At 73.7% G+C, this 22,173-nt stretch carries 15 protein-coding genes; 4 read left to right on the top strand and 11 right to left on the bottom strand.

Annotated features, from left to right (window positions below; all coding sequences use genetic code 11):
- Nucleotides 1-36: 36 nt before the first annotated feature.
- Both E1300_RS06715 and E1300_RS06710 read right to left on the bottom strand, forming a co-directional pair.
- Nucleotides 37-1,680, bottom strand: coding sequence for an ABC-F family ATP-binding cassette domain-containing protein (locus E1300_RS06715; protein ID WP_131756004.1), 1,644 nt, complete (start codon nucleotides 1,678-1,680; stop codon nucleotides 37-39).
- Nucleotides 1,681-1,799: 119 nt separating this feature from the next.
- Nucleotides 1,800-3,497: a proline--tRNA ligase gene (locus E1300_RS06710; RefSeq protein ID WP_131756003.1), complete on the bottom strand. Its 1,698-nt coding sequence runs from the start codon at nucleotides 3,495-3,497 to the stop codon at nucleotides 1,800-1,802.
- A 132-nt stretch (nucleotides 3,498-3,629) separates the two neighbouring features.
- Here E1300_RS06710 and proS point away from each other — a divergent pair, with 132 nt between their 5' ends.
- A complete protein-coding gene (gene proS / locus E1300_RS06705; RefSeq protein ID WP_242618977.1) occupies nucleotides 3,630-5,078 on the top strand; it encodes a proline--tRNA ligase in 1,449 nt (482 codons plus the stop codon).
- 40 nt (nucleotides 5,079-5,118) lie between these two features.
- On the opposite strand, the gene E1300_RS06700 is transcribed toward proS, so the two are convergent.
- The 7 genes from E1300_RS06700 to E1300_RS06670 form a co-directional block, all read right to left on the bottom strand.
- Nucleotides 5,119-5,625: a DUF6328 family protein gene (locus E1300_RS06700; protein ID WP_131756002.1), complete on the bottom strand. Its 507-nt coding sequence runs from the start codon at nucleotides 5,623-5,625 to the stop codon at nucleotides 5,119-5,121.
- 51 nt (nucleotides 5,626-5,676) lie between these two features.
- Nucleotides 5,677-7,662, bottom strand: a complete 1,986-nt coding sequence (locus tag E1300_RS06695) for a SpoIIE family protein phosphatase (RefSeq protein ID WP_131756001.1) — start codon at nucleotides 7,660-7,662, stop codon at nucleotides 5,677-5,679.
- Between the two features lie 133 nt (nucleotides 7,663-7,795).
- The gene (locus E1300_RS06690) at nucleotides 7,796-8,626 is read right to left on the bottom strand and encodes an ANTAR domain-containing response regulator (RefSeq protein ID WP_242618976.1); all 831 of its coding nucleotides are present in this window, start codon (nucleotides 8,624-8,626) and stop codon (nucleotides 7,796-7,798) included.
- Between the two features lie 130 nt (nucleotides 8,627-8,756).
- Nucleotides 8,757-9,179: a CBS domain-containing protein gene (locus E1300_RS06685; RefSeq protein WP_131756000.1), complete on the bottom strand. Its 423-nt coding sequence runs from the start codon at nucleotides 9,177-9,179 to the stop codon at nucleotides 8,757-8,759.
- A 145-nt stretch (nucleotides 9,180-9,324) separates the two neighbouring features.
- A complete protein-coding gene (locus E1300_RS06680; RefSeq protein ID WP_131755999.1) occupies nucleotides 9,325-9,750 on the bottom strand; it encodes an SSI family serine proteinase inhibitor in 426 nt (141 codons plus the stop codon).
- A 169-nt stretch (nucleotides 9,751-9,919) separates the two neighbouring features.
- Nucleotides 9,920-10,561, bottom strand: coding sequence for a sigma-70 family RNA polymerase sigma factor (locus E1300_RS06675; RefSeq protein WP_131755998.1), 642 nt, complete (start codon nucleotides 10,559-10,561; stop codon nucleotides 9,920-9,922).
- 552 nt (nucleotides 10,562-11,113) lie between these two features.
- Nucleotides 11,114-14,215, bottom strand: coding sequence for a M14 family metallopeptidase (locus E1300_RS06670; RefSeq protein WP_207399523.1), 3,102 nt, complete (start codon nucleotides 14,213-14,215; stop codon nucleotides 11,114-11,116).
- Nucleotides 14,216-14,711: 496 nt separating this feature from the next.
- On the opposite strand from E1300_RS06670, the gene E1300_RS06665 reads away from it, so the two are divergent.
- The 3 genes from E1300_RS06665 to E1300_RS06655 all read left to right on the top strand — a co-directional run bounded on the left by E1300_RS06665 (nucleotide 14,712) and on the right by E1300_RS06655 (nucleotide 20,825).
- A complete protein-coding gene (locus E1300_RS06665) occupies nucleotides 14,712-17,636 on the top strand; it encodes a SpoIIE family protein phosphatase (protein WP_131755996.1) in 2,925 nt (974 codons plus the stop codon).
- Nucleotides 17,637-17,777: 141 nt separating this feature from the next.
- Entirely contained in the window at nucleotides 17,778-18,662 is an 885-nt protein-coding gene (locus E1300_RS06660) for a hypothetical protein (RefSeq protein ID WP_242618975.1), read from the top strand.
- 48 nt (nucleotides 18,663-18,710) lie between these two features.
- Complete coding sequence (locus tag E1300_RS06655) at nucleotides 18,711-20,825, top strand: hypothetical protein (RefSeq protein ID WP_131755995.1); 2,115 nt, start codon at nucleotides 18,711-18,713, stop codon at nucleotides 20,823-20,825.
- Nucleotides 20,826-20,844: 19 nt separating this feature from the next.
- Here E1300_RS06655 and E1300_RS06650 read toward each other — a convergent pair whose 3' ends face one another.
- Together E1300_RS06650 and E1300_RS06645 are read right to left on the bottom strand one after the other, a co-directional pair.
- Nucleotides 20,845-21,750, bottom strand: a complete 906-nt coding sequence (locus E1300_RS06650; RefSeq protein WP_131755994.1) for a hypothetical protein — start codon at nucleotides 21,748-21,750, stop codon at nucleotides 20,845-20,847.
- Between the two features lie 124 nt (nucleotides 21,751-21,874).
- On the bottom strand, nucleotides 21,875-22,173 hold a 299-nt coding region (locus tag E1300_RS06645), incomplete at its 5' end, for a hypothetical protein (RefSeq protein WP_370784475.1).

The raw sequence follows: 22,173 nt of genomic DNA, 5'->3' as shown, positions 1-22,173 counted from the left end.
GGCCGGACGATGACACGAAGCTGAACGAGGAAAACCTCAGCGGGGACGGGCGACGCGGGTCTCGTCCCAGACGGGCTCGGAGGCGGCGTCGACGATGCCGTCGGAGCGGAACACGAGGAACCGGTCGAAGGACCGCGCGAACCAGCGGTCGTGCGTGACCGCGAGGACGGTGCCCTCGTAGGACTCCAGCCCCTCCTGGAGGGCTTCGGCGCTGGCGAGGTCGAGGTTGTCGGTCGGCTCGTCCAGCAGCAGGAGGGTCGCGCCGCCCAGTTCCAGCAGCAGGATCTGGAGGCGGGCCTGCTGACCGCCCGACAGCGTCTCGAACGGCTGCTCCGCGCAGTGCTGGAGCTCGTAGCGGGCGAGCGCGTTCATGGCGTCGTTCCGCAGCCGCGCGTGCTCGGTCATGACGATCTCGCAGGGGGTGCGTCCGGCGAGGTCGGGACGGGCGTGGGTCTGCGCGAACAGCCCGGGGACGACGCGGGCGCCGAGCCGGGCGGTGCCGGTGTGCGCGACGGGCTCGACCGGGACGGCGCCGCGCGGCAGCGTCTCGGCGACGGCGGCGAGGAGTCGCAGGAAGTGCGACTTGCCGGAGCCATTGGACCCCAGGACCGCGACGCGCTCGCCGTACCAGACCTCCGCGTCGAACGGCCGCATCAGGCCGGTCAGCTCCAGCCCCTCGCAGATCACGGCGCGCTTGCCGGTGCGGCCGCCGCGCAGCCGCATCTTCAGGCTCTGGTCGCGCGGCGGGACCTCCGGCGGCCCGGCCTCCTCGAACTTGCGGAGCCGGGTCTGCGCCGCCTGGTAGCGGGACGCCAGCCCGTCGTTGTAGGCCGCCTTGTTCTTCAGCGTGTTGACGAGCTGCTTCAGCTTGGCGTGCTCCTCGTCCCAGCGGCGGCGCAGCTCCTCCAGGCGCTCGTTGCGGTCGCGGCGCGCGGCGGCGTAGGTGGCGAAGCGGCCGCCGTGCACCCACACCCGTCCGGCCTCGACGGTGATGATGCGGTCGGCGGCGCGGTCGAGCAGCTCGCGGTCGTGTGACACGAGCAGGACCGTCTTGGACGTCTCGCGGAGCCGCTCCTCCAGCCACCGCTTGCCCGGCACGTCCAGGTAGTTGTCGGGCTCGTCGAGCAGGAGGACCTGGTCGGGTCCGCGGAGCAGCGCCTCCAGGACGAGCCGTTTCTGCTCGCCGCCCGACAGGGTCCGGACCTCCCGCCAGCGGCAGGAGTCGTAGGGGACGCCGAGCGCGGCGACGCAGCACGCGTCCCAGAGGACCTCGGTCTCGTAGCCGCCCGCGTCGCCCCATCCGGCCAGCGCGTTCGCGTACCGGAGCTGGGTCGGCTCGTCGTCGCGCTCCATCATCGCGAGCTCGGCGGCCTCGACGGCCGCGGCGGCCTCGCGGACGCGGGGCGGCGCGGTGGACAGCAGCAGGTCGTGGACGGACGACTCGTCCCGGACGTTGCCGACGAACTGCCGCATCACGCCGAGCCCGCCGCTGTGCGCGACGGTGCCCTCCTGCGGGGCGAGATCTCCCGCGATCAAGCGGAGCAGGGTGGTCTTCCCGGCGCCGTTCGGGCCGACGAGGGCGGCCGTGACGCCGTCGCCGACCCGGAACGAGACGTCGTCGAGCAGGACGCGGCCGTCCGGCAGCGCATGGCCGACATGGCCGACCTCCACGTGCCCCACGGCGCTTCCCCCTAATTTCCGCGACATCCGTGACGTACCGCGCCGGGACGTCCGGGCTCCGCCGTCGAGTCTCCGGAAGACCCGGCGGACCCGTCAATCCAATTTCCGCCCGCGCCCGCTCACAGGCCGATCAACCCGCTGACGTGCGGGACGACGGCGTCCAGGGGAATCGTGACGGTCGTGCCCGTGGCGCGGGGCGTGACCTCGACGGTGCCCTCGGCGAGGCCGCGGCGCCCGACCGTGACCCGGAACGGGATGCCGGTCAGCTCGACGTCGCGGAACTTGACCCCGGCCCGCTCGGGACGGTCGTCGATCACGACGTCGGCGCCGCGCGCGGCCAGGGCCGCGTAGACGTCCTCGGCGGCCTTGGCGACGTCCGCGTCGTCCGGCTGGACGGCCACGACGGCGACCTGGAACGGGGCCACGGCGAGCGGCCAGACGATCCCGCGGTCGTCGTGGTGGACCTCGACGATCGCGGCCATCGCCCGTTCCACGCCGATCCCGTAGCTGCCCATGACGACCGGGACGCGGCCGCCGTCCGGGGCGAGGACCTCGGCGCCGAGGGCCCGCGCGTACCGGTCGCCGAGCTTGAAGATGTGGCCGACCTCGATGGCGCGCTCGACCAGCAGCGGCCCGCCGCAGCGGGGGCAGGGCTCGCCCGCCGCGGCCTCGCGCAGGTCGGCCCAGGTCCCGGCGGCGATGTCGCGGTCGACGTCCACGCCGCGCAGGTGGACGCCGTCGGTGTTCGCGCCGGTGAACATGGCCCGGCGGCCGCGCAGCGCCTCGTCCGCGTACACGGGCGGGCCGGTGACGCCGACCGCGCCGAGGCTGCCGGGGGAGGCGCCGAGCGCGTCGCGGATCTCGTCGGGATGCGCGGGCCGCAGGTCGGCCGCGCCCGTCGCGACCGCGAGCTTCTCCTCGCTGAAAGCGTGGTCGCCGCGCAGCAGGACGAGCGTCTGCGTGCCGTCCACCACGTACACGAGGGTCTTGATCTGCCGTTCCGGAGGCGCTCCGTAGGCGCGGAGGTCGTCGATGGTGCGGACGCCGGGGGTGTCGAACCGCTCGGGCGCCGGGAGCCCGGGACCGTCGGACACCGCGGGGAGGCGGGACGTGGCCCGCTCGACGTTGGCGGCGTAGCCGCAGGCCGGGCAGCGGACGACGAGGTCCTCGCCGGCGTCGGCCGGGCACATGAACTCGGTGGAGTCGGAGCCGCCCATCGTGCCGCTGGACGCCTCGACCGGCAGCGCGGGGACGCCGAGCCGCTCGAAGATCCGCGTGTAGGCGCCGTGGTAGGTCGCGTAGGACGCGTCCAGGCCCGCGCGGTCGAGGTCGAAGCTGTAGGCGTCCTTCATCGTGAACTCGCGCGTGCGCAGCAGGCCGCCCTTGGGGCGCGGCTCGTCCCGGAACTTGGTCTGGAACTGGTACCACTGCTGCGGCAGCCGCCGGCAGGAGCCGAGCTCGCGGGCGACGGTCGCGAAGATCTCCTCGTGCGTCATGCCGAGCGCGAGGTCGGCGCCGCGGCGGTCGCGGAGCCGGAACATCTCCCGGCCCATCAGCTCCCAGCGGCCCGAGCGCCGCCACGGCTCGGCCGGGTGCAGCGCCGGGAGCAGCATCTCCTGCGCCCCGATCCGCTCCATCTCCGCCCGGACGATCCCGATGATCCTCGCCCGGACGCGGACCGCGAGCGGCAGCAGCGAGTAGTGACCGGTGGCGAGCTGCCGCACGTAGCCGGCGCGGAGCAGGAGGCGGTGGCTCGGGGCGTCCGCTTCGGCCGGATCGTCCCGGAGTGTGGGCACGAACAGCTGGGACCAGCGCATCGGGCGAGCCTAACAGCGGCCCGGGCGCGTGCCCGGCGAGCGGCCCGGCGGGCGCCTCACGGAGCGGCTCATGGAGCGGCTCAGCGGCTAATGCGTCGATGTGACGCGCCGCCAGTCAGTACTCTGAGTGCCGTGAGTCGAGAAGGTGTGACGCCGCAGAGCGAGGATTTCTCCGCCTGGTACAACGAGCTCGTCGTCAAGGCGCAGCTCGTCGACCGCGGTCCGGTGCGCGGCACGATGGTCATCCGCCCGTACGGCTACCGGGTGTGGGAGCTGCTCCAGGCCGACCTGGACCGGCGGATCAAGGACGCGGGGCACGACAACGCCTGCTTCCCGATGTTCATCCCGGAGTCCTACCTCAAGCGCGAGGCCGAGCACGTCGAGGGCTTCTCCCCGGAGCTCGCGGTCGTCACGATCGCGGGCGGCAAGGAGCTGGAGGAGCCGCTGGTCGTGCGGCCGACCTCCGAGACCGTCATCGGCGAGTACATGGCCAAGTGGATCGACTCGCACCGCGACCTGCCGCTGCTGCTGAACCAGTGGGCGAACGTGGTCCGCTGGGAGATGCGGCCCCGGATGTTCCTGCGCACCACCGAGTTCCTCTGGCAGGAGGGCCACACCGCCCACGTCGACGAGGACGACGCGATGCGCGAGACCATGTGGGCGCTGGACGCCTACGCGGGCGTGGCGCGCGAGCTCGCGGCGATCCCCGTGGTCGCGGGGGAGAAGACGCCCGGCGAGCGGTTCGCCGGGGCCGTCCGCACGTACACGATCGAGGGCATGATGCGGGACGGCCGGGCCCTCCAGTCCGGCACCTCGCACTACCTCGGCACGAACTTCGCGAAGGCGTTCGAGATCCAGTACCAGGACGAGGACGGCAAGCTCACGCTCGCCCACACCACGTCCTGGGGCATGAGCACCCGCATGATCGGCGGCGTGATCATGACGCACGGCGACGACAAGGGCCTGGTGCTGCCGCCGCGGCTGGCGCCCTACCAGGTCGTGATCGTCCCGATCGGGCGCAAGGAGCAGGGCGAGCAGGCCGCCGCGGAGGCCCGCCGACTGGGCGCCGCGATCAAGTCGATGGGCATCCGCGTCCACGTGGACGACAACCGCCCGCAGCTCTCGCCGGGCTTCAAGTTCAACGAGTGGGAGATGCGCGGCGTCCCCGTCCGGATCGAGCTCGGCAAGCGCGACATCGAGGGCGGCGTCGCGACCCTCGTCCGGCGGCTCCCGACCGTGGAGGGGCAGGGCAAGGAGCAGATCCCGCTGGAGAAGGTGCCGGAGCTGCTGCCCGGCATCCTCGCCGACTTCCAGTCGTTCCTGCTGGCGCGCGCGGAGGCGTTCCGCGAGGAGCACACCGCCGTCGTCGACTCCTGGGACGCGTTCGGCGCGCAGGTGTCGGGCGGCTGGGCCCGCGCCTTCCACTGCGGCCGCACGTCCTGCGAGGACGAGATCAAGGCCGAGACCGCGGCGACGCCCCGTGTCATCGCGGCGGACGCGCCTGCGGAGACCGGCACCTGCGTGCGGTGCGGCGAGCCGTCCGCCTACGGCAAGCGCGTGATCTTCGGCAAGGCGTACTGAGCCGGAACGGTTCGCATCGGCGGCCGCGCGGTCGGACGGGTCAGAGGATCTCCCCGTCCTTCGCGCGGCCGTTCGCCTTGATCCGGGACAGGTAGGGCTGGACGAACCACGCCCAGGAGCACAGCAGCGCCACGACCACCGCGACGATGACGGCGGCCGTCTCGGTGGCCATCGTCTCGATGATCAGGGTGGTGGCCGCAGTGATCGAGATCGCCAGCGCGAACGCCGCGGTGATGCCGAACCGGTTGGCGCGCCGGATGAGCAGCTTCTTCTGCCCCTGCTGGAAGAGGATCCGGTGCTGGAACACCGGCGCGATGAAGCAGATCGAGGCGAGCGCGGCCCCGAACAGGGCGACGTAGAACAGGGCCCTGCCGGAGTCGTCGACGTCCTTGAACCCGGCGGCGTAGGGGACGGTGAGCAGGAACGCGAACAGCACCTGCACGCCGGTGACCGCCACCCGGAACCCCTGGAGCAGCTCCATCAGCTGCCGATCGAGGCGCTCGTGCTCGGTCTCGTTCCGGGGCTTCGCGGCGGGATCAACGCTCATGATCCGCTTTTACCCTGCGAATATCCGGCGAACCGGGCGTTCCCGGACGCTTCAGTCGAGGGTCGCCTCGTCCACGCGCAGCGCGAGGATCGAGACGTCGTCGCGGAGGTCGCCGTCGCAGAAGCTCAGCAGCGTCTGCTCCACGGCGCCGAGCATGGTCTCCAGCGGTTCGGACGCGTGGGCGGCGAGCGTCTCCAGCAGCCGCTCCTGCCCGAACTCCTGGCGCTGGAGGTCGCAGGCCTCCAGCACCCCGTCCGAGTGCAGGACGAGGGTGTCGCCGACGCCGAGGTCGATGGTGTCGAGCCCGGCCTCGAAGTCCTCGAACAGGCCGAGCGGCACGCCGCCCCGCGACGCCGACCTGATCACGCCGTCGGCGCGGATCACGAGGGCGGGCGGATGCCCGGCGGTGCTGAGCGAGACCGTGACCCGCTCGGTCTCCAGCTCCAGGCCGGCCATGACCGCGGTGACGAACCGGTCCTCGTCGAGCAGCGCCTCGTTGACCATCGCGAGGATCTCCGCGGGACGGGACTTCCACCGCGACGCCAGCCGGACGCAGTGCCGGGCGGCCGCGGTGACGGCCGCGGCGTCCTCGCCCTTGCCGCACACGTCGCCGAGCACGAGGCCCCAGCCCTCGTTCTGGATGCGGAACACGTCGTAGAAGTCGCCGCCGACCTCCGCGCCCCGCGTCGCCGTCATGTACCGCGCCGCGACGCTCACGCCGGGGATCGACGGCAGCGCCTTCGGCAGCAGCCCCGCCTGGAGCGTCTCGGCCACCTCGGCGCGGCGCCGGTACAGCCGGGCCGCGCGGATCACCAGCGCCAGGTAGCGGCCGAGCCGCTGCACGACGCCGAGGTCCATCAGGTCGAACGGGCCGTACTCGCCGCTGGCCGCGAGCGTGATCGTGCCGATGCAGCGGTCGCCGTCCTCCACCGGCACGCACAGCACCGACGTCGCGCCGATCTTGCCGCAGACCGGCTGGCCGTCCGGGCAGATCCCGAGCACGTCGAGGTTCTCGATGTGCGGGCGCAGCGCGCTCTGCCGGGTGACGAACACGGTGTGCGACAGCGTCCCCGGCGCCGGCTCGACCCGCTCCAGCATGCCCATGGCCTCGACGGAGTGCTCGTCCTCGGGGCCCATGACGACCTGGCGGCGCAGCGCCGGCGCCGCGCCCGGCCCGTGCGGGCCGCCCGGACCGCCCGGCTTCGCGCCGTCGTTCGGCCCGGTGAGGTCGATGAACGCCCAGTCGGCCAGCTCCGCGGCCAGCAGCCGGGCGCACCGCCGGACGGCGACGGTCTCGTTGAAGACGGGCTCGTCCAGCAGCAGCTCGCTCGCCGTGGCGAGGACGTCCATCCGGTGGACGATCGTCGCGACGGTCTCGTTGTCGCCCGACCCCGCCGGCGCGGCCTGGGGCGCGCGGGCCGGCTTCGCCGATCCCTTCCGGCCGGCCGCCGCGGCGTCCTCGACCGGGGTGTTCGTGGGGCCGGCGGCCACCACGACCATCGGGTCGGGCTCGCCGCGGATCCAGACCCGGGCGAGCGTCACCACCGCGTCGATCGGATGGTCCCGGCCGAGGAAGCGGACCTGGACGCGGCGCCGCCGCCCCGTCCGGACGACCGCCGCGAGCTGCGAGCGCACCGCCGCCCGCGTCGCCAGGTCGCAGAACGCCGTGAACTGCTTGCCCGACACGTACCCGGAGGACGTGGCGAGCAGCGCGGCGGCCTGCCGGTTGACCCGGCGGACGCTGGTGTTGCGGTCCAGCAGGAACAGCGGGACGGGCGCGTCCTGGAACACGGTGCGCAGGACGCGCCGCTCGTTCTCCGCCGCGTTCGACGCGCCCGGCTCGATGCTCTGCTCGGCGCCCATCGTCCGCAGCGCCGTCAGCGCGAATTCGAGCTCGACCAGCGCGGCGTCCAGGGTGGCCCGCAGGTCGGGCGCGGGCATGCCGGCGGCCTGGCGCAGCTCGCCGATGCGCCCCTCGAGGTCGGAGATCTCCCTGAGCAGGGTCTCCGGTTCGAGCTGGTCGGGCTGATCGTGCATGTCTCCCTCAAAGTGTCCGCGAAGTGCGGTCGGTCCGGAACGGCCCATGCCCCCCGGCCGGACATACCCGCGATCTTGTGGGGCCGCTGTGCGCAGCCTATTCCGGTTCCGCGCGCGCGTCCCCGTTCGTGACCTAAGAGAGTCCCTGGTCACCGACGATGCGCTGGGCCAGCGCGGTCAGCTTGACATGCCGCGTCTGTGAGATGCGACGCATCTCGGCGAAGGCCTCGTCGGCGTCGCAGCCGAGCGCGTGCATCAGGATGCCCTTGGCCTGGTCGACGATGGCGCGGGCCTCGACCGCCTCCTGGAGCTGTACCGCGGTCCGATGCACATCATCGTACTGCTGCGAGTTCGACACCGCCGCACTGCCCTGCGCCAGCAGCAGCGACGCGAGCCCGTGCTGGCCGGGCCCGAGCGCCTTCGGCGTCACCCCGTACAGCGTCAGCGTCACGAGGACGGGCGGGTTCAGGTGCGGGGTCGTCGTGAAGCACCGGACGCCCCGGCGCAGCATGTCGGCCATCGCGTCGGGCCAGCGCGTCTCGGCGAGGATGTCCTCCGAGCCCAGCGGCCTGCGGTCGAGCACCACGTCGAAGATCGGGCCGCTGCCGCGGGACAGCTGCCGGTCGGTCACCTCGGCGAGGTCGGGATGGCTGGCCGCGGCCGCCAGCGGCTCGGGCCGCTCCGCGTCCGCGTCGATGTCGGCGATCATGTCCGCCTCCATCGCCGCGGGCAGGGAGTCCCGGGCGGAGTCCGGCGGCAGGCCCGGGACCGTTCCCGGATCGACCCCGGGCGTCTTCGGCAGCGCCCAGCGGACGCTCGCCGCGCCCGCGCAGCCCGGCACCGCGCGGGAGGCGAGCTCGGTGATCCGGTGCAGGGTGCCCACGTCGGAGGACTCCCCGACCACGCCCAGCCGGGCGATCTCCAGCGCGAGCTGGTCGGTCAGGACCGTTTCGGTCGGCGTCACGCTTCCGACGTTATCCTGCGCGACGACCTGCCGGTACGCGCGGAGCGACGCCGCGCCCGCCTTCCTGCCGCCGTGCTGCCCGTCCATCCTGCTCACCGACCGCCCCAGACCCGTCGCCGCTCGTCCCGCCTCAGTTGTTCGGCGGGGCCTTGCTGATCGCGGGCAGCGGCCCGCCGCCGCCGCCCGACACCGCCAGGTCCCCGAGGCTCACGATGCCGACCGGGCGGTGCATGGCGTCGACCACCGGCAGCCGCCGGACGGCCTGCTCGCTCATCAGCCGCGCCGCGGTCGCGGTGTCGTCCTCGGGACGCACCGTGGTCAGCTCGGCCGTGCACACGTCGCCGAGCGGGGTGAGCGTCGTGTCCCGGCTCTCGGCGACCGCGCGGACGACGATGTCGCGATCGGTGACCACCCCGCACAGCCGTCCCGCGTAGGTGACCAGGACGTTCCCGATGCCCTCGTCGCGCATGATCCGCGCCGCCTCGTACAGCGTCGCGTCCAGCGGAAGGGTCTGTGGGGCCGAGGTCATGACGTCGCTCACCCGTCGTGGCATCGCGTGCTCATCCTCCCGATTCGCCGGCGGCCCGCGCGGCCCGTGAGCGCGCCTTACCCACGACATGGGCGTCTATGCGGGCGGGAACGCGGGTTCGCGCGGACCGGGATGATCGGATTGGTCCACCGGGACGAGCCGCCGCAGGTCAGAAGTCGAAGACCGATCCGGTGCGCGATCGCATCACGCAGTCGTTCCCGTACCGGGTGCGGAACGAGACGGGCGCACCGCGCAGCCTTCCCTCGGCCCGGGCGACCACCGGCGCGTAGACGGCGAGGCAGATCCGGCCGTCGGGCGAGCGGTCGATCGCGCCGTGCGAGGCGGCGAGCTCGGCGCAGGCGCGCGCGGCGCTCGGATGGCTCCCGCCGGTCGGCGCGCACTGAAGAGTCACACTCCGCGTCCCGGAAGTGTTACGTCCCGGATAGGTGAGGGTGAGGCGCAGCGACGTCCCGGGCGCCGGTTGGGCGGACGCGGCCGCGGGCTCGGCGGACGCGGTGCCCGGCAGGGCGGCGCCCGTGAAGGCCCCGGCGGCGAGCGCGGTGCCCGCGAGGGCTCTGGCGGCGAGGTGCGGCATGGAACACTCCCGGCGATCGGAACGAACGGTCGCTCAGGGTAGCCGAGCCGCCACGTCAAGTGCTGGGAAAGGGAGCCGCGATCCTCGGCGCGCGGGTGGCCGGGGAGAGAACAGCGATCCCGCGGTCACGGGGTAACCGCGGGATCGGCTTCAGGACCGGGACGCCGGCTCAGGCGGCCAGGACGTGGGACCGGCGGTGGTCGGCGAGCGCCTCGCGGAGCTGCTTGCGGCCCCGGTGCAGCCGGGACATCACCGTGCCGATGGGGGTACCCATCATCTCGGCGATCTCCTTGTAGGCGTAGCCCTCGACGTCGGCGAGGTACACCGCGTCCCGGAACTCCTTCGGCAGGGCCCGCAGCGCGTCCACGACGCCGGAGTCGGGGATGCGGTCCAGGGCCTCGGCCTCGGCGGACCTGAACCCCTCCGAGCTGGACTCGGCCTGGGCGATCTGCCACTCCTCCAGCTCCTCGGAGCCGGCGCGCTGGGGCTCCCGCTGCTTCTTGCGGTAGGTGTTGATGAAGTTGTTGGTGAGGATCCGGTGCAGCCACGCCTTGAGGTTCGTGCCCTCCTGGAACTGGTGGAAGTTGACGTAGGCCTTGGCCAGCGTCTCCTGCACCAGGTCCTCGGCGTCGGCGGGGTTGCGGGTCATCCGCACGGCGCTGGCGTACAGCGGGTCGGCGAGCGGGAGCACGTCGCGCTCGTAGCGCTCGGCGCTCCCCGCCCGGCGGGCGCTCCCGGCGCCGACCTTCGCCGTGCCGGTGCTTCTCGTGTCGCCGGCGTTCCGGCCGACGGGCCTCGTTGCGGCGGTCATCATCGCTCCCCGTATGTCAGGACCCGTGACGGGCCTGTCTTCTGGCGCGCGTTCGGGGGCGCGCGCGGACCGGGCGGACGAACCGCCCCCCGTGCCAGTGGTACGTGCCACCGTTCCCGACGGGTTCGGAGCCGGCCTTCGGGGTGCGGTGGGGCGGAAGGCGTTCCGCGGCATCGCGCCGCTCCCGGAGGAGCGCCGGCATCATGAGGGACTCGGCCTCGCGATACGTGGGGCCGAGAGGATCGCGCGGGTCGGCGGCGCCGGAGCGCACCCCGGCGGCCCGGGACGTCGCGGGCCTCCCCGATCAGGCGCTGCCACTCGTCAGTGGTGTTCCCGTCAAGTAAGACGTATGGGAACGGTCTAAAGGTTGCGTGGCGTCAATCACATCACCAACAGATCCCCAAGTCGTGGCCCCCTGGTGACACGTACACGTGCCGGACCGGTGCCGGGTTCGAGGCACGGGCACCCGGGCCGGCGGACGCATGATGAAGGCCCCGGCCGGTGGAGGCAGCCGGGGCCTTCCGCTTGCGGGAGCTTTCCGCTCCCTTCAGGTCAGCCGAGCAGGTGCTTCAGGGCCCTGGCGACCAGGGTCCGCTGCTCGGCCGGCGTCGCCGCCTGCTCGACGCCGAAGCCGAGCAGGACGGTGTCCCGGGTGGCGACCGACGAGACGGAGTCGATCAGCGCCTGGGATCGGACGTACTCCGAGGCGTTGCCGGGGCTCCCGGCCGGGGCGCCCTGGACGGCCCAGGGGCCGAGCCCGGTCTCGAAGCCCTCCGCGTCGATCTGCCCGCCGGTCGTGGTGACCTTGGTGTCGTCGATGAACAGCCCGGTCCCGCCGGTGCCGGGGTCGCTCACGTAGCTGATCGACACCTCGACCCGCTTGCCCGCGTAGGCCGACAGGTCGTAGCTCACGGGCACCCAGCCGTTGGAGTTGCCCGTCAGGGCGTTCCACTGGCCGGACGACCCGGTGTTCCGGCAGGGGTTCCCGCCCGTGAGGTAGTGCGTCAGGAAGGGGTGCATGGCGAGGAGGTAACCCTGCTCGCACTCGGTCGGTACGGCGGTGGTGGTCCGCCCGCCCTTGTCGGGCAGGGTCGTCCAGTCGTCGGCTCCGACGGTGTGCGCTTCGAGGATCACGTTGTCGAAGCCCGTCTCGGTGCTGTAGGACAGCTGCGCCTGGAGGGCCGGGGCCTGCGCGGCCGTGACCGAGGACAGGTCGACGGTCCGGGTCAGCCGCCGGTACAGGGCGTCCTGGTGCGGGCCCGCCACGTACCACTGGCCCTCGATCGGCTCGGTGGGCGCCGCGGCGCCCTGGTAGTCGCCGGCCTTCCAGCTGTCGAACTGCGGGAACGTCGCCTTCGGCAGGACCGTGGAGGTCACCTGGAACCCGCCCGCCTCGTTCAGCGGGTTGGAGGCGGTGCCGCTCAGGGACGCGTTGACGCCGTCGAACGGCCTGCCCGCCCCGGTGAACCGGGTCGGCGCGCCCACCCGCTGCCGGTCGTAGGCGCCCAGGTAGTACTGGAAGAAGTCGTCCGACAGCAGCTCGCAGTCGTCGCGGAAGTTGCCGCTGACCACGCACGGGCGCTCCGGATGGCCCTTCAGCCCGAAGTAGATCCCGCCGCCGTTCAGCCGGGACAGCGGACCGTTGTAGCCGGTCGTCTCACCGGTGTGGAGCAGCTTCCCGCCCTCGTTGAGGTACGAGCGGACGGACAGCACCAGGTCCTTCGCCCGGTCGGCCACCTGCGAGTCCGGGGCGTTGCCGAGGTAGGTCCGGACGGGGTCGTCCGCCGCGTCCTGGGTGAGGCGGTTGTCGCCCAGGTACCAGACGACGGCCTTGAAGTGCTTCAGCACGCCGAGGTCGTGCGGGACGCCGTCCTTGTCGATGTCCCAGACGAGGGCCCGGTGCCCGGCCGCCTTGACGAGGTCGGCGTACTGCTGCCCGTACCTGGGCGCGTTCGTCCCGGCCGGGTAGGTCGGGTTGACGCCCTTGTAGTCCTCGTCGGCGACCACCAGGACGTCCGCCCTGCCCTGGTCGCGGACGGTGTAGGTGAAGTGCCTGCTCTCGACCCGCGTCCGCCCCTTGGACCCGGTGAACCAGACCTCGACCCTGTCACCGGGCCGCTGCCCCCTGACCTTGCCGCGGTACTCGCCGTAGTAGAGGTGGTTCTCGTCGCCGTACCGCTCGCCGCCGCGCCATTCGCGGACGTCCGCGTGGCGGACCCGCCCGCCGTTGATCCGGTAGTTGAGCTCCTTGCCGCGCAGCGAACGGCGGATGTAGGAGGCCGCCTCCTGCGTGGACCCGTAGGACGTGGCGAACGCGTCCGGCTCGAAGTCGGCGGCGGTGCGCCCGACGGCCGAGACGGGGTTGTCGGGGGTGTGCGCGGACTTGCCGACCGACAGCGCGAACGGCAGGTTCTTGCGGAACTCGTTGGCGATCAGCCGCTCGTCGTCCGGGAACTCGAAGATGCTGCCGCAGTCGCCGGGCTCCCACGCGTCGTCCGGGAACGTGTTCGCCGCGGTCACGCAGGTCGCCATCTCCGGCGTGATCGACAGGGCGCCGTGCTTGTTGTCGGCCTCGCCGTCGGTGTCGCCGTTGGTCGTGTAGAGCTGGGCGCCCAGCTCGGGCGTGTACCCGGGCACCGCGGAGTGGTCGATGTCGCCGAGCAGCGCGTCGTGGATCACGTCGTCGGGGCTGCGGGTGAGCGCCTGCCACCCGACGCCGTGCAGCAGCAGCTCGGCCGCCGAGTGGTAGTTGATCAGGTAGGTGGGGCGGAGCCGCCGGTAGAGCGCGATCTGCGCCTTCGTCTCCGGTTCGGACGCCGCCGCGGTGCCGCGGTAGGTCTCGCCCGCCGGGTTCGGCGACGAGCCCTCGTTGTCGTAGCCCCACTTGTAGGTGAAGTTGCGGTTGAGGTCCACGCCGTCGCCCGCGGTGATCCGGCCGTCGCCGTTGTTGTCGTGCGCGTTCTTGCGCCAGAGCCGGAACCCGTCCTGGAACGTGAGGTCGTAGCCGTCCACGTTCACGACGGGGATGAACCACAGGTCCGTCGTGTCGACGATCCTGGTGAGCTCGGGGTCGGTGCCGTAGCCCTCGACGTAGTGGTGCAGCAGCCGCCGCACCATCTCCGGAGTGATCCACTCGCGCGCGTGCTGCGTCGCCTGGTAGATCACGACGGGCCGGGTGCGGTCCCGGAGCGTCGCCACGCCCTTGCTGACCCGCACCGCGGTGATCGGCTTGCCCTGGATGCTCGTGCCGATGTCGACGGCCTTGGCGATGGACGGATGGTCGGCGGCGACCCGCAGGAGCTCCTCGTGGATGTTCCCGGCGCCGCTGTACGGGCGGAACACCGTGGGCGCCGCCGCGGTGCGCGCCTTGAGGTCCTTGCCGCCGGTCTTCTTCAGGGTCAGCCGCAGGCCCTGCTTGGTGAGGGCGGCGACCTCGCTGGTGTTCAGGACCGCCTCGACGTGCACGAGGTCGCCCTTGCCCTTGCCGAAGGCGACGTCCTCTCGGTCCACGCCGGACCGGTTCAGCAGCGTCACCTGGTCGGTGGTCAGCTCGCCGCTGTAGACGTCGACGGCGCCGCCCGGCGCGGGCGCCTTCGGGGTCGCGCCCGCCGGCGCGGCCGCGACCGTTCCGATCAGGAGCGCCGCGGCGGCCACGACGGGGGTGAGTCGGTGTGCGAGTCTCCTGCGACGGCCTCTGCCGCGCCCGAACGGCGTGCGCCTCATCGCGCCTCCCTGGCCTGGATCACAACGGGGGTTGCGTGATCGTCTGCCGAGGGACGAGGGGTGTCAATGTGGCATCAGCGTCATTTGCCGGATTCGGCCAGTTCGTGGTGACCGTGCCGCCGGTGTCCGATCGGCGCGGGCGGCCGCGTCGAGGCTGAGTGCACCCGCCGTGGCGGGCGGCACGGCGGGTTCGCGAGTGGGGGGCCACGCGGGCTCGTCACGGTCCTGGCCACTCCTGGACCGTCCAAAGGGGTTGGCGCCGGGGTGGCCGATGTGCCTGTTTCCGCCGCCCGTCCGGCCCGCGCGTGAGCGCTCCCAGAGGATTTCCGGCAGATCCCCAGCGTGCGATCATCACGCGAGGTAACGTCCCCTTCACCGCGGGTTGTCGGATCGGTCCGAGCGACATCGCCTCGGGGGAGGGGTCCGCGTGAGCACTGCCAGAGACGAACCGCCACCGGTCGCGGAGGGCGCGCCGCCATCGGGCGCACCATCCCTTGGTGTCGCGGCCGATGCCGCGCCCGGCGCCGCGGCCGGAGCCGCGCCCGGCGCGTCCGGTGCCGACACGCACACCCCGCTCTTCCTGGGGCAGCACCTCCTCGGCGTGGCGCGGCTGGCGGCCGTCACCCTGAACGGCCAGGGACGCGTCGGCCACTGGAACGACGCCGCGGCCGACCTGTTCGGCATCGCCCCGTCCCAGGCCATCGGCCGCCCCGTCGCCTGCGTCCTGCGGCTCCCCCAGGAGTACCGCGGCTCCTTCGAGCCCGAGGCGTTCGGGCACGTCTGGTGCGACGTCTGCCGCGTCCCCCGCGCCGACACCGGCGAACTCGCCGAGATCGGCTGGTGGGTCTACCCCATCGGCCGTCTCGGCGGCCCCGAGGACCTCGCCGGGGACGGCGGCGTCCGGGTCCTCGCGCTCGCCGCCGACATGCGCGCCCTCCGCGAGGACGGCCCGGGCCTCATGCTGGGCGACGCGCTCGTCGCCCGCCCGGACGGCGAGGCACGCCGCGGCGCCGGGGTACGGCTCCTGCGAGTCGAACCCGCCCTCGCGCCGCCATGCGCCATCGACGACCCCGACGACCCCGACGGTTTCGGCGTCCCGGGCGATCCGGCCCCGGCGCCCCGGGCACTGGCCCGGCTCCTCACCGACCTGCTGCCCCCCGAGCTGGCGTCGACCGGTCCGATCACCGCGCGAGTCCTCGACCTCGGCTGCCCCGCCATCGCGCTGAGCCTGCGCATCCGCCTACCCGTCGTCCCGCACCGCGACGATCTCGTACCCGCAGGCCGCACCGCGCTCACCACCGACGCCCTCGTGGCAGGCGCCGCCGCGCGCACTGGCGATGCCGTCCTGGCGGGCAACACCGCGCCGGCCGGCGGCTCCGCGATCGTCGGCGGTCTCGCGACTGCCGGTGGTGCCGTGCCCTGCCGTGATGTCGTGCTGGCCGGAGGCTCCGCGGCTGCGGGCGAGTTCGTGGCCCTTGACGATGTCGCGGCGGTCGGGGGTGACGTCGCGTTCACCGTTTCCGCGCTTCCCGGCGGCGCGGGCGGTGGGGCCGTGTTCCCTGACGCCGTCTTCTCCGACGTCGCCTTCCCCGGCGGCGCGTTCGCCGGGAACGCGTCCGCCGATACCTCCGGGCGCCCGCCCGGCGGGTCCGATCCGCGCCCTGAGCAGGTATTGGAGACGATGGCCGTGAGGGAGCCCCTGTCCTTCCTCGGCGAAGCCGGACAGCAGATCGGGAGTTCGCTCGACCACCTTCAGGCCGCCCGGACGCTCGCCGAGGTGCTCGTGCCGCGGCTGGCCGACCTCGCCGCCGTCGAGCTGCTCGAAGGCGTCGTCGCCGACTCCGCGCCGCCCGCCGCCGTCGTCGACGCGACCACGCTCATGCGCCGCGTCGCCGTCGTCCACAACGACGAGCCCGGGTCGTGGGAGGACGTCGTCCCCGAGGACGAGAAGCTGTCGCTCTCCGAGCGCACCCCGTTCGTCCAGGCGATGAGGACGGGCCGCACCGTCCACATCCCGCGGGTCACCGCCGAGCGCGCCGAGCAGCTCTCGGCCTCCTGCGGACGGGACCTCCGCGCCCTGTTCGCCGGCCGGGCGCTGCTGGTCGTCCCGCTCATCGCGCGGGGCCGGGTGCTCGGCACGTTCAAGCTGCTGCGCAAGCCCGACCGGCCCGGCTTCGACGGGCTCGACCTCGCGATGATCGACGAGCTGGGGCGCCGCGCGGCGCTGTGCATCGACAACGGGCGGCTCTACCGGCGGGAGGTCCAGGTCGCCCAGGAGCTCCAGCGCAGCATGCTCCCCGACGACCCGCCGGAGGTCGCGGGCGCCCGCGTCCGCTACCGCTACCGCCCCGCCGGGCAGGCCGCCCAGGTCGGCGGCGACTGGTTCGACGCCATCCCGCTGCCCGGCTGCCGGCTCGGCATCGTGGTCGGCGACGTCATGGGCCACGGCCTGACGTCCGCCGCGATCATGGGCCAGCTGCGCACCGCGGTCCGCACCCTCGCCGCCGAGGACATGCGGCCCGACCGGCTGCTCCGCCAGCTCGACGGCCTCGCCCGCCGGCTCGGCGAGGGCTACCTCGCCACCTGCCTGTACGCGGTGTACGACCCGATCGCCCGCACCTGCCACTTCGCGAACGCCGGGCACGTCCCGCCGGTGCTGATCGCGCCGGACGGCGACTCCCGCGTGCTGACCGTCCCGGCGGGCGTCCCGATCGGCGTCGGCGGCGAGCCGTTCGAGACGACGGAGCTGGCCGTCGAGGACGGGGCGCAGCTCGTCCTGTGCACCGACGGCCTGCTCGAACGCCGCGACCGCGACATCGACCAGGGCCTGGAGGAGATGCGCGTCCGGCTCGCCGGCGTCTCGCGTCCCCTCGACGGCACCTGCGACGCCCTCCTCGACGGGCTCGGAAGCAGCCCGCCCGCCGACGACGTCGCGATCGTGGTCGTCGGCCTCGACGGCATCCCCGCCGGCGACGTCGCCTCCTGGGAGCTCGACCCCGAGCCGAGCATGGTCCCGGAGGCGCGCGCGGAGGTCGCCGCCAGGCTCGCCGACTGGGGCCTCGACGGCGTCACCGACACCGTCGAGCTGCTCGTCAGCGAGCTCGTCACCAACGCCCTCGTGCACGGCGCCGGCCTCATCGGCCTCCGGCTGATCAGGGGCGACACCCTGCTCGGCGAGGTCTACGACGACGGCCAGGAACTGCCGCACCTCCGCCACGCGGAGGCCACCGACGAATCGGGACGCGGCCTCCAGCTCGTCAGCCACCTCGCCGAGCGCTGGGGCACCCACCGCACCGAGCACGGGAAGGTGGTCTGGTTCGAGCACACGCTGCCCCGCGCGTCCGCGCGGTGAGGCCCGGGCACCGCTGATCCGGTGGTCGCAAGCCTTGCTCGCGGACGTGGGAGGTAACTGTCCCCCCTGCGACAGATTCTTTCCAACGCCTCCTCCGTTCAGATCGAGGGTGTCGACACGTATCGAGCCCCGGGGGACGAGTTGGGTGAGGATCTGACGCTGCCGGTCCCGGAGACGCTGTACGGCACCTACGCGGTCGCCTGCGCCGCCCCGATCGCGGACCCGGGCGAGCTGGCCCGCGAGGAGGTCACCCGGCGGGTCGAACCGCCGCTGCGCGGCCTCGTGCTCGGCATGCTCGACAGCCCGATGGTCACCCTCGACCAGCGTCCGGCGTCCGGGTTCCCGCCGCTGCCCGCCGGGCTCCTCGCCGCCTACGGCGCGCCGTCCGGCGACCTCGCGTCGATCTCCGCGGCGTCGCACCTGCTGGCGGTGCGCGCCACCTACCGGCCCGGCTGGCCGCCCGCGCACGAGTGGGCGGCCCGCGCGATCGCCGGGGCCGTCGGCGCCGCGCTGTCCGCGCCCGTCATCGACGTGTTCACCCCGCAGGTCCTCGACCAGGCCAGGCTCCGCCGCTCCCTCCCCGGCCCCGACAACACCATCCGGCTCACCGACTGGATGCTGCTCCCGCACACCTCCCGCCCGAACGGCTTCTGGTTCACCACGAAGGGCCTGGCCCGGTTCGGCCTGCCCGAACTCCAGACGGAGAACGTCCCGCCCGCCCTCGTGGAACCGTGGGGCCGCCTCCTCAACGGCCTCGCCCGCCGCCTCCTCGACCTGTGGCTGGAGGCGCTCCGCACCGGCGGCCTCCCCGTCGCCGTGGACCTCCCGGAGACGGTCTCCGTCGGCCTGCACGACATCGCCGCCGCTCAGGGCGCCGAGGACCCGATGCGCCGCGAGGTCCCGGTGCGGCTGCGCCTCGACGCGTCCGGCGAGCCCGTCCTCACCGTCCGCGCCGCCGCCGACGGCCCCGGCGGCTTCGAGGCGCTCTGCGCCGCCCTCTTCGGCACCCCCAGCCACGGACGATGATCGCCGTTCGCCTTGCCGATGATCTTGTTTGGACGCAGGATCGGGAACGTGAGATTCGGCCCGCGCGACCGCTCCAGCCCTGAACCCGAGGATTCCGGCTCCCCGGAGCCCGGACCTCCGGCCCCGAAGGACGCACCCACCCGGCCGCGTCCAGGCCCCTACCCCGGCGACGTCCACGTCGCCGGAGCCTCCGGGGCCGCCACCGCCGCCGGACCGCCCCCCGCCGAACCACCCCCCACCGAACCGCCCGAACCCCAGCCGCCCGAGAACGACGCGGCACCGGCCGCGTCCGACTGGGTGCACGTCCAGGCGACCCAGCGCCCCGACCCGCGTCCCGCCCCGGAGAGCGGCTCAGAGCCCCCCTCGCCGTCCGCCGCCTGGACGCCCTACTCCGAGGCCGCGCAACCCCCCAAAACACCGCAGTGGCAGCCTCAGGATCAGGCGTACGAGCCACCCGCCTCGGGCACGTCCTATGAAACGCCCCCGCCCGGCACCCCCTACGGGACAACGCCGCCTGGCGAGTCGTCCGGGGCGCCTCCGTCCGGCGAACCGTATGGGACCTCGCCGTCCGGTGAGCCGTATGGAGCGGCTCCGTCTGGTGGCTCGTACGGGACGTCGCCGTCTGGTGAGCCTTATGGGACCTCCCCGTCGGGTGAGCCGTACGGGGGGTCGTCGTTCGGGGAGTCGTCGCCGCCTGCGCAGCCGCCTGAGGGGTTCGGTTCGTACGGCGGGTTCGCTACGGGGCAGCCGTCGCGGTCGGAGCAGTCGTACGAGCCGCAGTCGTACGAGCCGCCTCCTGCGGGCGACTCGGCGCCGTCGCCGGAGCGTCCGTCCGAGTCCTTCGGCTCCGGGGCGTCGTCGTATGGGTCGTCGTCCGCCTATGGGACGTCGTCCTACGGGACGCCGCCTCCGCGTGAGGAGCCGCCGAAGGAACAGGCCGTCGATCCGCTGTCGGACCCGCCGGGGCCGGCCCCGGAGCCGCGGTCGTTCGGGGAGCCGCCGGAGGAGGGGGTGCGGCGGCCTGCCTGGCTGCCGTCGCGTCCGTCCTCGCCCGGACGGCACCAGCGGGCCGACGATCCGCTCGGCATGGCCGCCGAGCCGGAGCCGACGCCCAGCGACCCGGTTCCGCCGACCGGGGGAGCCGAGCCGGGCGGCGCGGCGTTCGATCCGGCGGACACCGTCCCGGACCCGGGGGTCACCACGCCTGATCCCGCGAGTGCGGTTCCGGTGGACGAGCCGTTCGTGCCGCGCAAGGCACTGGCCGCCGAACCCCCGGGCGGGCGGCAGGACCGGCCGGAGCAACGAGACCAGCAGGACAGCCAGGACCGGTACGAACGGCAGGAGCCGTGGAGTCCGCACCCTCCGGGGAACGGGCTTTCGGCGGAACCGCCGCCGCCCAGGCCCGGGCCCATGGCGGACCCCGAGCGCCGCAAGGCCATGGCGGACGCGTTCGTCGCCGAGTTCGTGGGCAGCTCCACCTGGCGTGCGACGCTGGCCGTCCTGGAGGGGGCGTTCCCCGGCCTGGGGATGGCCTCGACGCTCGCGCGGCGGACGGACGAGCTCTGGCGCACCATGGACCCGCTGGACCGGAAGGCCGCCGCAAGGCTCGGCCTGCCCGCGTGGCTGGACGACGCCGGGATGGTCTTCGATCTCAGCGCGCACCTGGACGCGCGGAGCGTGTCGCGTCCGCTGCGGGCGCGTTCGGTGCCGCCGCGCGCGTCCAGGCCGTACGCGGGGGCGTTCGTGATCGACACGCTCGATCCGCTGCGCTACCACCGGGCCGTGGGCGGGCCGCTCGCGCCGCGCGACCTGCCGGGGGAGGGCGCCCTGCCGATTCCGCAGGCCGGGGTGGGCGAGGACGGCGACAGCGGCGTCGTGATCGTCGCGACGCTGGCGTCGGCGGGCGTGCGCGTGCTCGACTCGGCGGCGCTGTGGCGCTACGCCGGGCGCGTGGTCACGGCGACGCTGCACGAGCCGGCGCGCCCGGAGACCCGCGCCCGCGCCCGGCGCGCGCTGCGGGCCCTGCGGCGGGTCGTGCTCGTCGACCCCGAGCTGGGCCTCGGCCTGTGCCTGCAACTCGACGCGGAGCGCGCGCCGCGATGCCTGCTGGCGTTCGGCGTGGACCGGGCGGACACGGCCACGCCGCGGTTCGTCCGCCCCTGACCGTGCCCTAAGGCGCTCGTCAGTCCTCGGAGCGCAGCCAGGACAGGTCGCACTGGTGCTCGTCGGGGAGCTCGCGGAGATGGGCCGCGAGCTCCCACGGTTCGGACGGCACGAGCCGCTCGTCGGCGTCCGGGAGCAGTCCGCAGATCAGCGAGGTGGACGTGCGGACGGCGGTGAACGGCCCGAACCGGGCGACGCCGCCGCCGCGCAGGTTCGCGAGCTCGGTCAGCAGCGCGCTCACGGCGGACGGGTCCTGCGGGTCGTAGAGGCCGCGGACGTAGGAGAACAGCTCCTCCGCGAGGGCCTCCTGGCGCCGTCCCGACAGGTAGTAGACCGTGCCCCAGTAGGAGCCGTTCGCCGTCCGGGCGGAGCGCTGGTCGCGGACGCGGACGCGGAGCCCGTACTCGGCGGCGCAGCGCTCGTAGGCCTCCGCGAGCAGCGCCTCGGCCTCGCCCTCCTCGCTCAGCAGGACGCCGGTGACGACGCCCTCCTCGCGGTCGAGGCGGTCGAGCATCTCGCGGTGCAGCTCGGTGACGTCCTGCTCGACGGCGTCGAGCGAGCGGGCGAGGGCGCGCTGGGCGTTCCGTTCGAGGTCGAGCCCGGCCAGCTCGGCGGTCATCTCGCCGATCTCCTTCTCCAGCCGCTCCACCTTGCCGCCGACGGCCTCCAGCCGGTCGAGGGCCTGGACGGGCACGCCGTCCGGCTGCGCGGGCGGCTGCGGCTGCGGGATGGGGATGCCGGACGGCTCGCTCGCGGCGGCGGCGACCTCGGCCCTGAGCGCCTCGTGCCGCTTGGACAGCTCGGCGACCTGGCTGCGCAGCTGCCGCAGTTCCGCCTGGGCTTGGGGGAGCCGTTTGTCGGACGCCAGGTACAGCTCGCGGCCGGCGATCGCAAGGCACAGCAGGACCAGGATGACGGTGGTCATGTGGCTCCTCGGGAGGCGGTCTGCGCTTCCGACCTTAACCATGCCGGGCCGGATTGGCCGAGAGGGCGGCGGATAACGTCCGAATGGCCCGGCATTTTCCTGCCGTTCCGGTGCGGCGGACCGGTCAGCCGAACAGCCCGCCGAGGAGGCCGCCGAGGATCTCCGCGGCGCCGCCCGCGATCTCCCCGGCCACGTCGCCCGCCACGTCCCCGAGCACGCCGCCGGCCGCGTCCGCGACGACGTTGCCCGCCACGTTGCCCGCGACCTGCCCGGCGTAGCCGGCGACGGCGTTGCCGAACGCGTCCACGGGGACGCCCGCGGCGTATCCGGCGACGTTCTGCGCGAAGCCCGCCGCGCCGACGGCCGCGTCGCCCATCGCGCCGACGGCCATGCCTCCGGCGATGCCCGCGGCGGCGCCGCCGG

It is taken from the genome of Actinomadura fibrosa (genome assembly GCF_900659615.1).
GTDB lineage: Bacteria > Actinomycetota > Actinomycetes > Streptosporangiales > Streptosporangiaceae > Spirillospora > Spirillospora fibrosa.
Note: the sequence above shows the minus strand (reverse complement) of the source record. Positions and strands in the feature narration are given on the sequence as shown.

Bases quoted from the DNA above. Each gene is read 5' to 3' on its own strand.
- E1300_RS06695 (WP_131756001.1), bottom strand. From the start codon at position 7,662: ATGCACGATCAGCCCGACCAGCTCGAACCGGAGACCCTGCTCAGGGAG.
- E1300_RS06710 (WP_131756003.1), bottom strand. From the start codon at position 3,497: ATGCGCTGGTCCCAGCTGTTCGTGCCCACACTCCGGGACGATCCGGCC.
- E1300_RS06675 (WP_131755998.1), bottom strand. From the start codon at position 10,561: ATGACCGCCGCAACGAGGCCCGTCGGCCGGAACGCCGGCGACACGAGA.
- E1300_RS06685 (WP_131756000.1), bottom strand. From the start codon at position 9,179: ATGCCACGACGGGTGAGCGACGTCATGACCTCGGCCCCACAGACCCTT.
- E1300_RS06680 (WP_131755999.1), bottom strand. From the start codon at position 9,750: ATGCCGCACCTCGCCGCCAGAGCCCTCGCGGGCACCGCGCTCGCCGCC.
- E1300_RS06650 (WP_131755994.1), bottom strand. From the start codon at position 21,750: ATGACCACCGTCATCCTGGTCCTGCTGTGCCTTGCGATCGCCGGCCGC.
- E1300_RS06700 (WP_131756002.1), bottom strand. From the start codon at position 5,625: ATGAGCGTTGATCCCGCCGCGAAGCCCCGGAACGAGACCGAGCACGAG.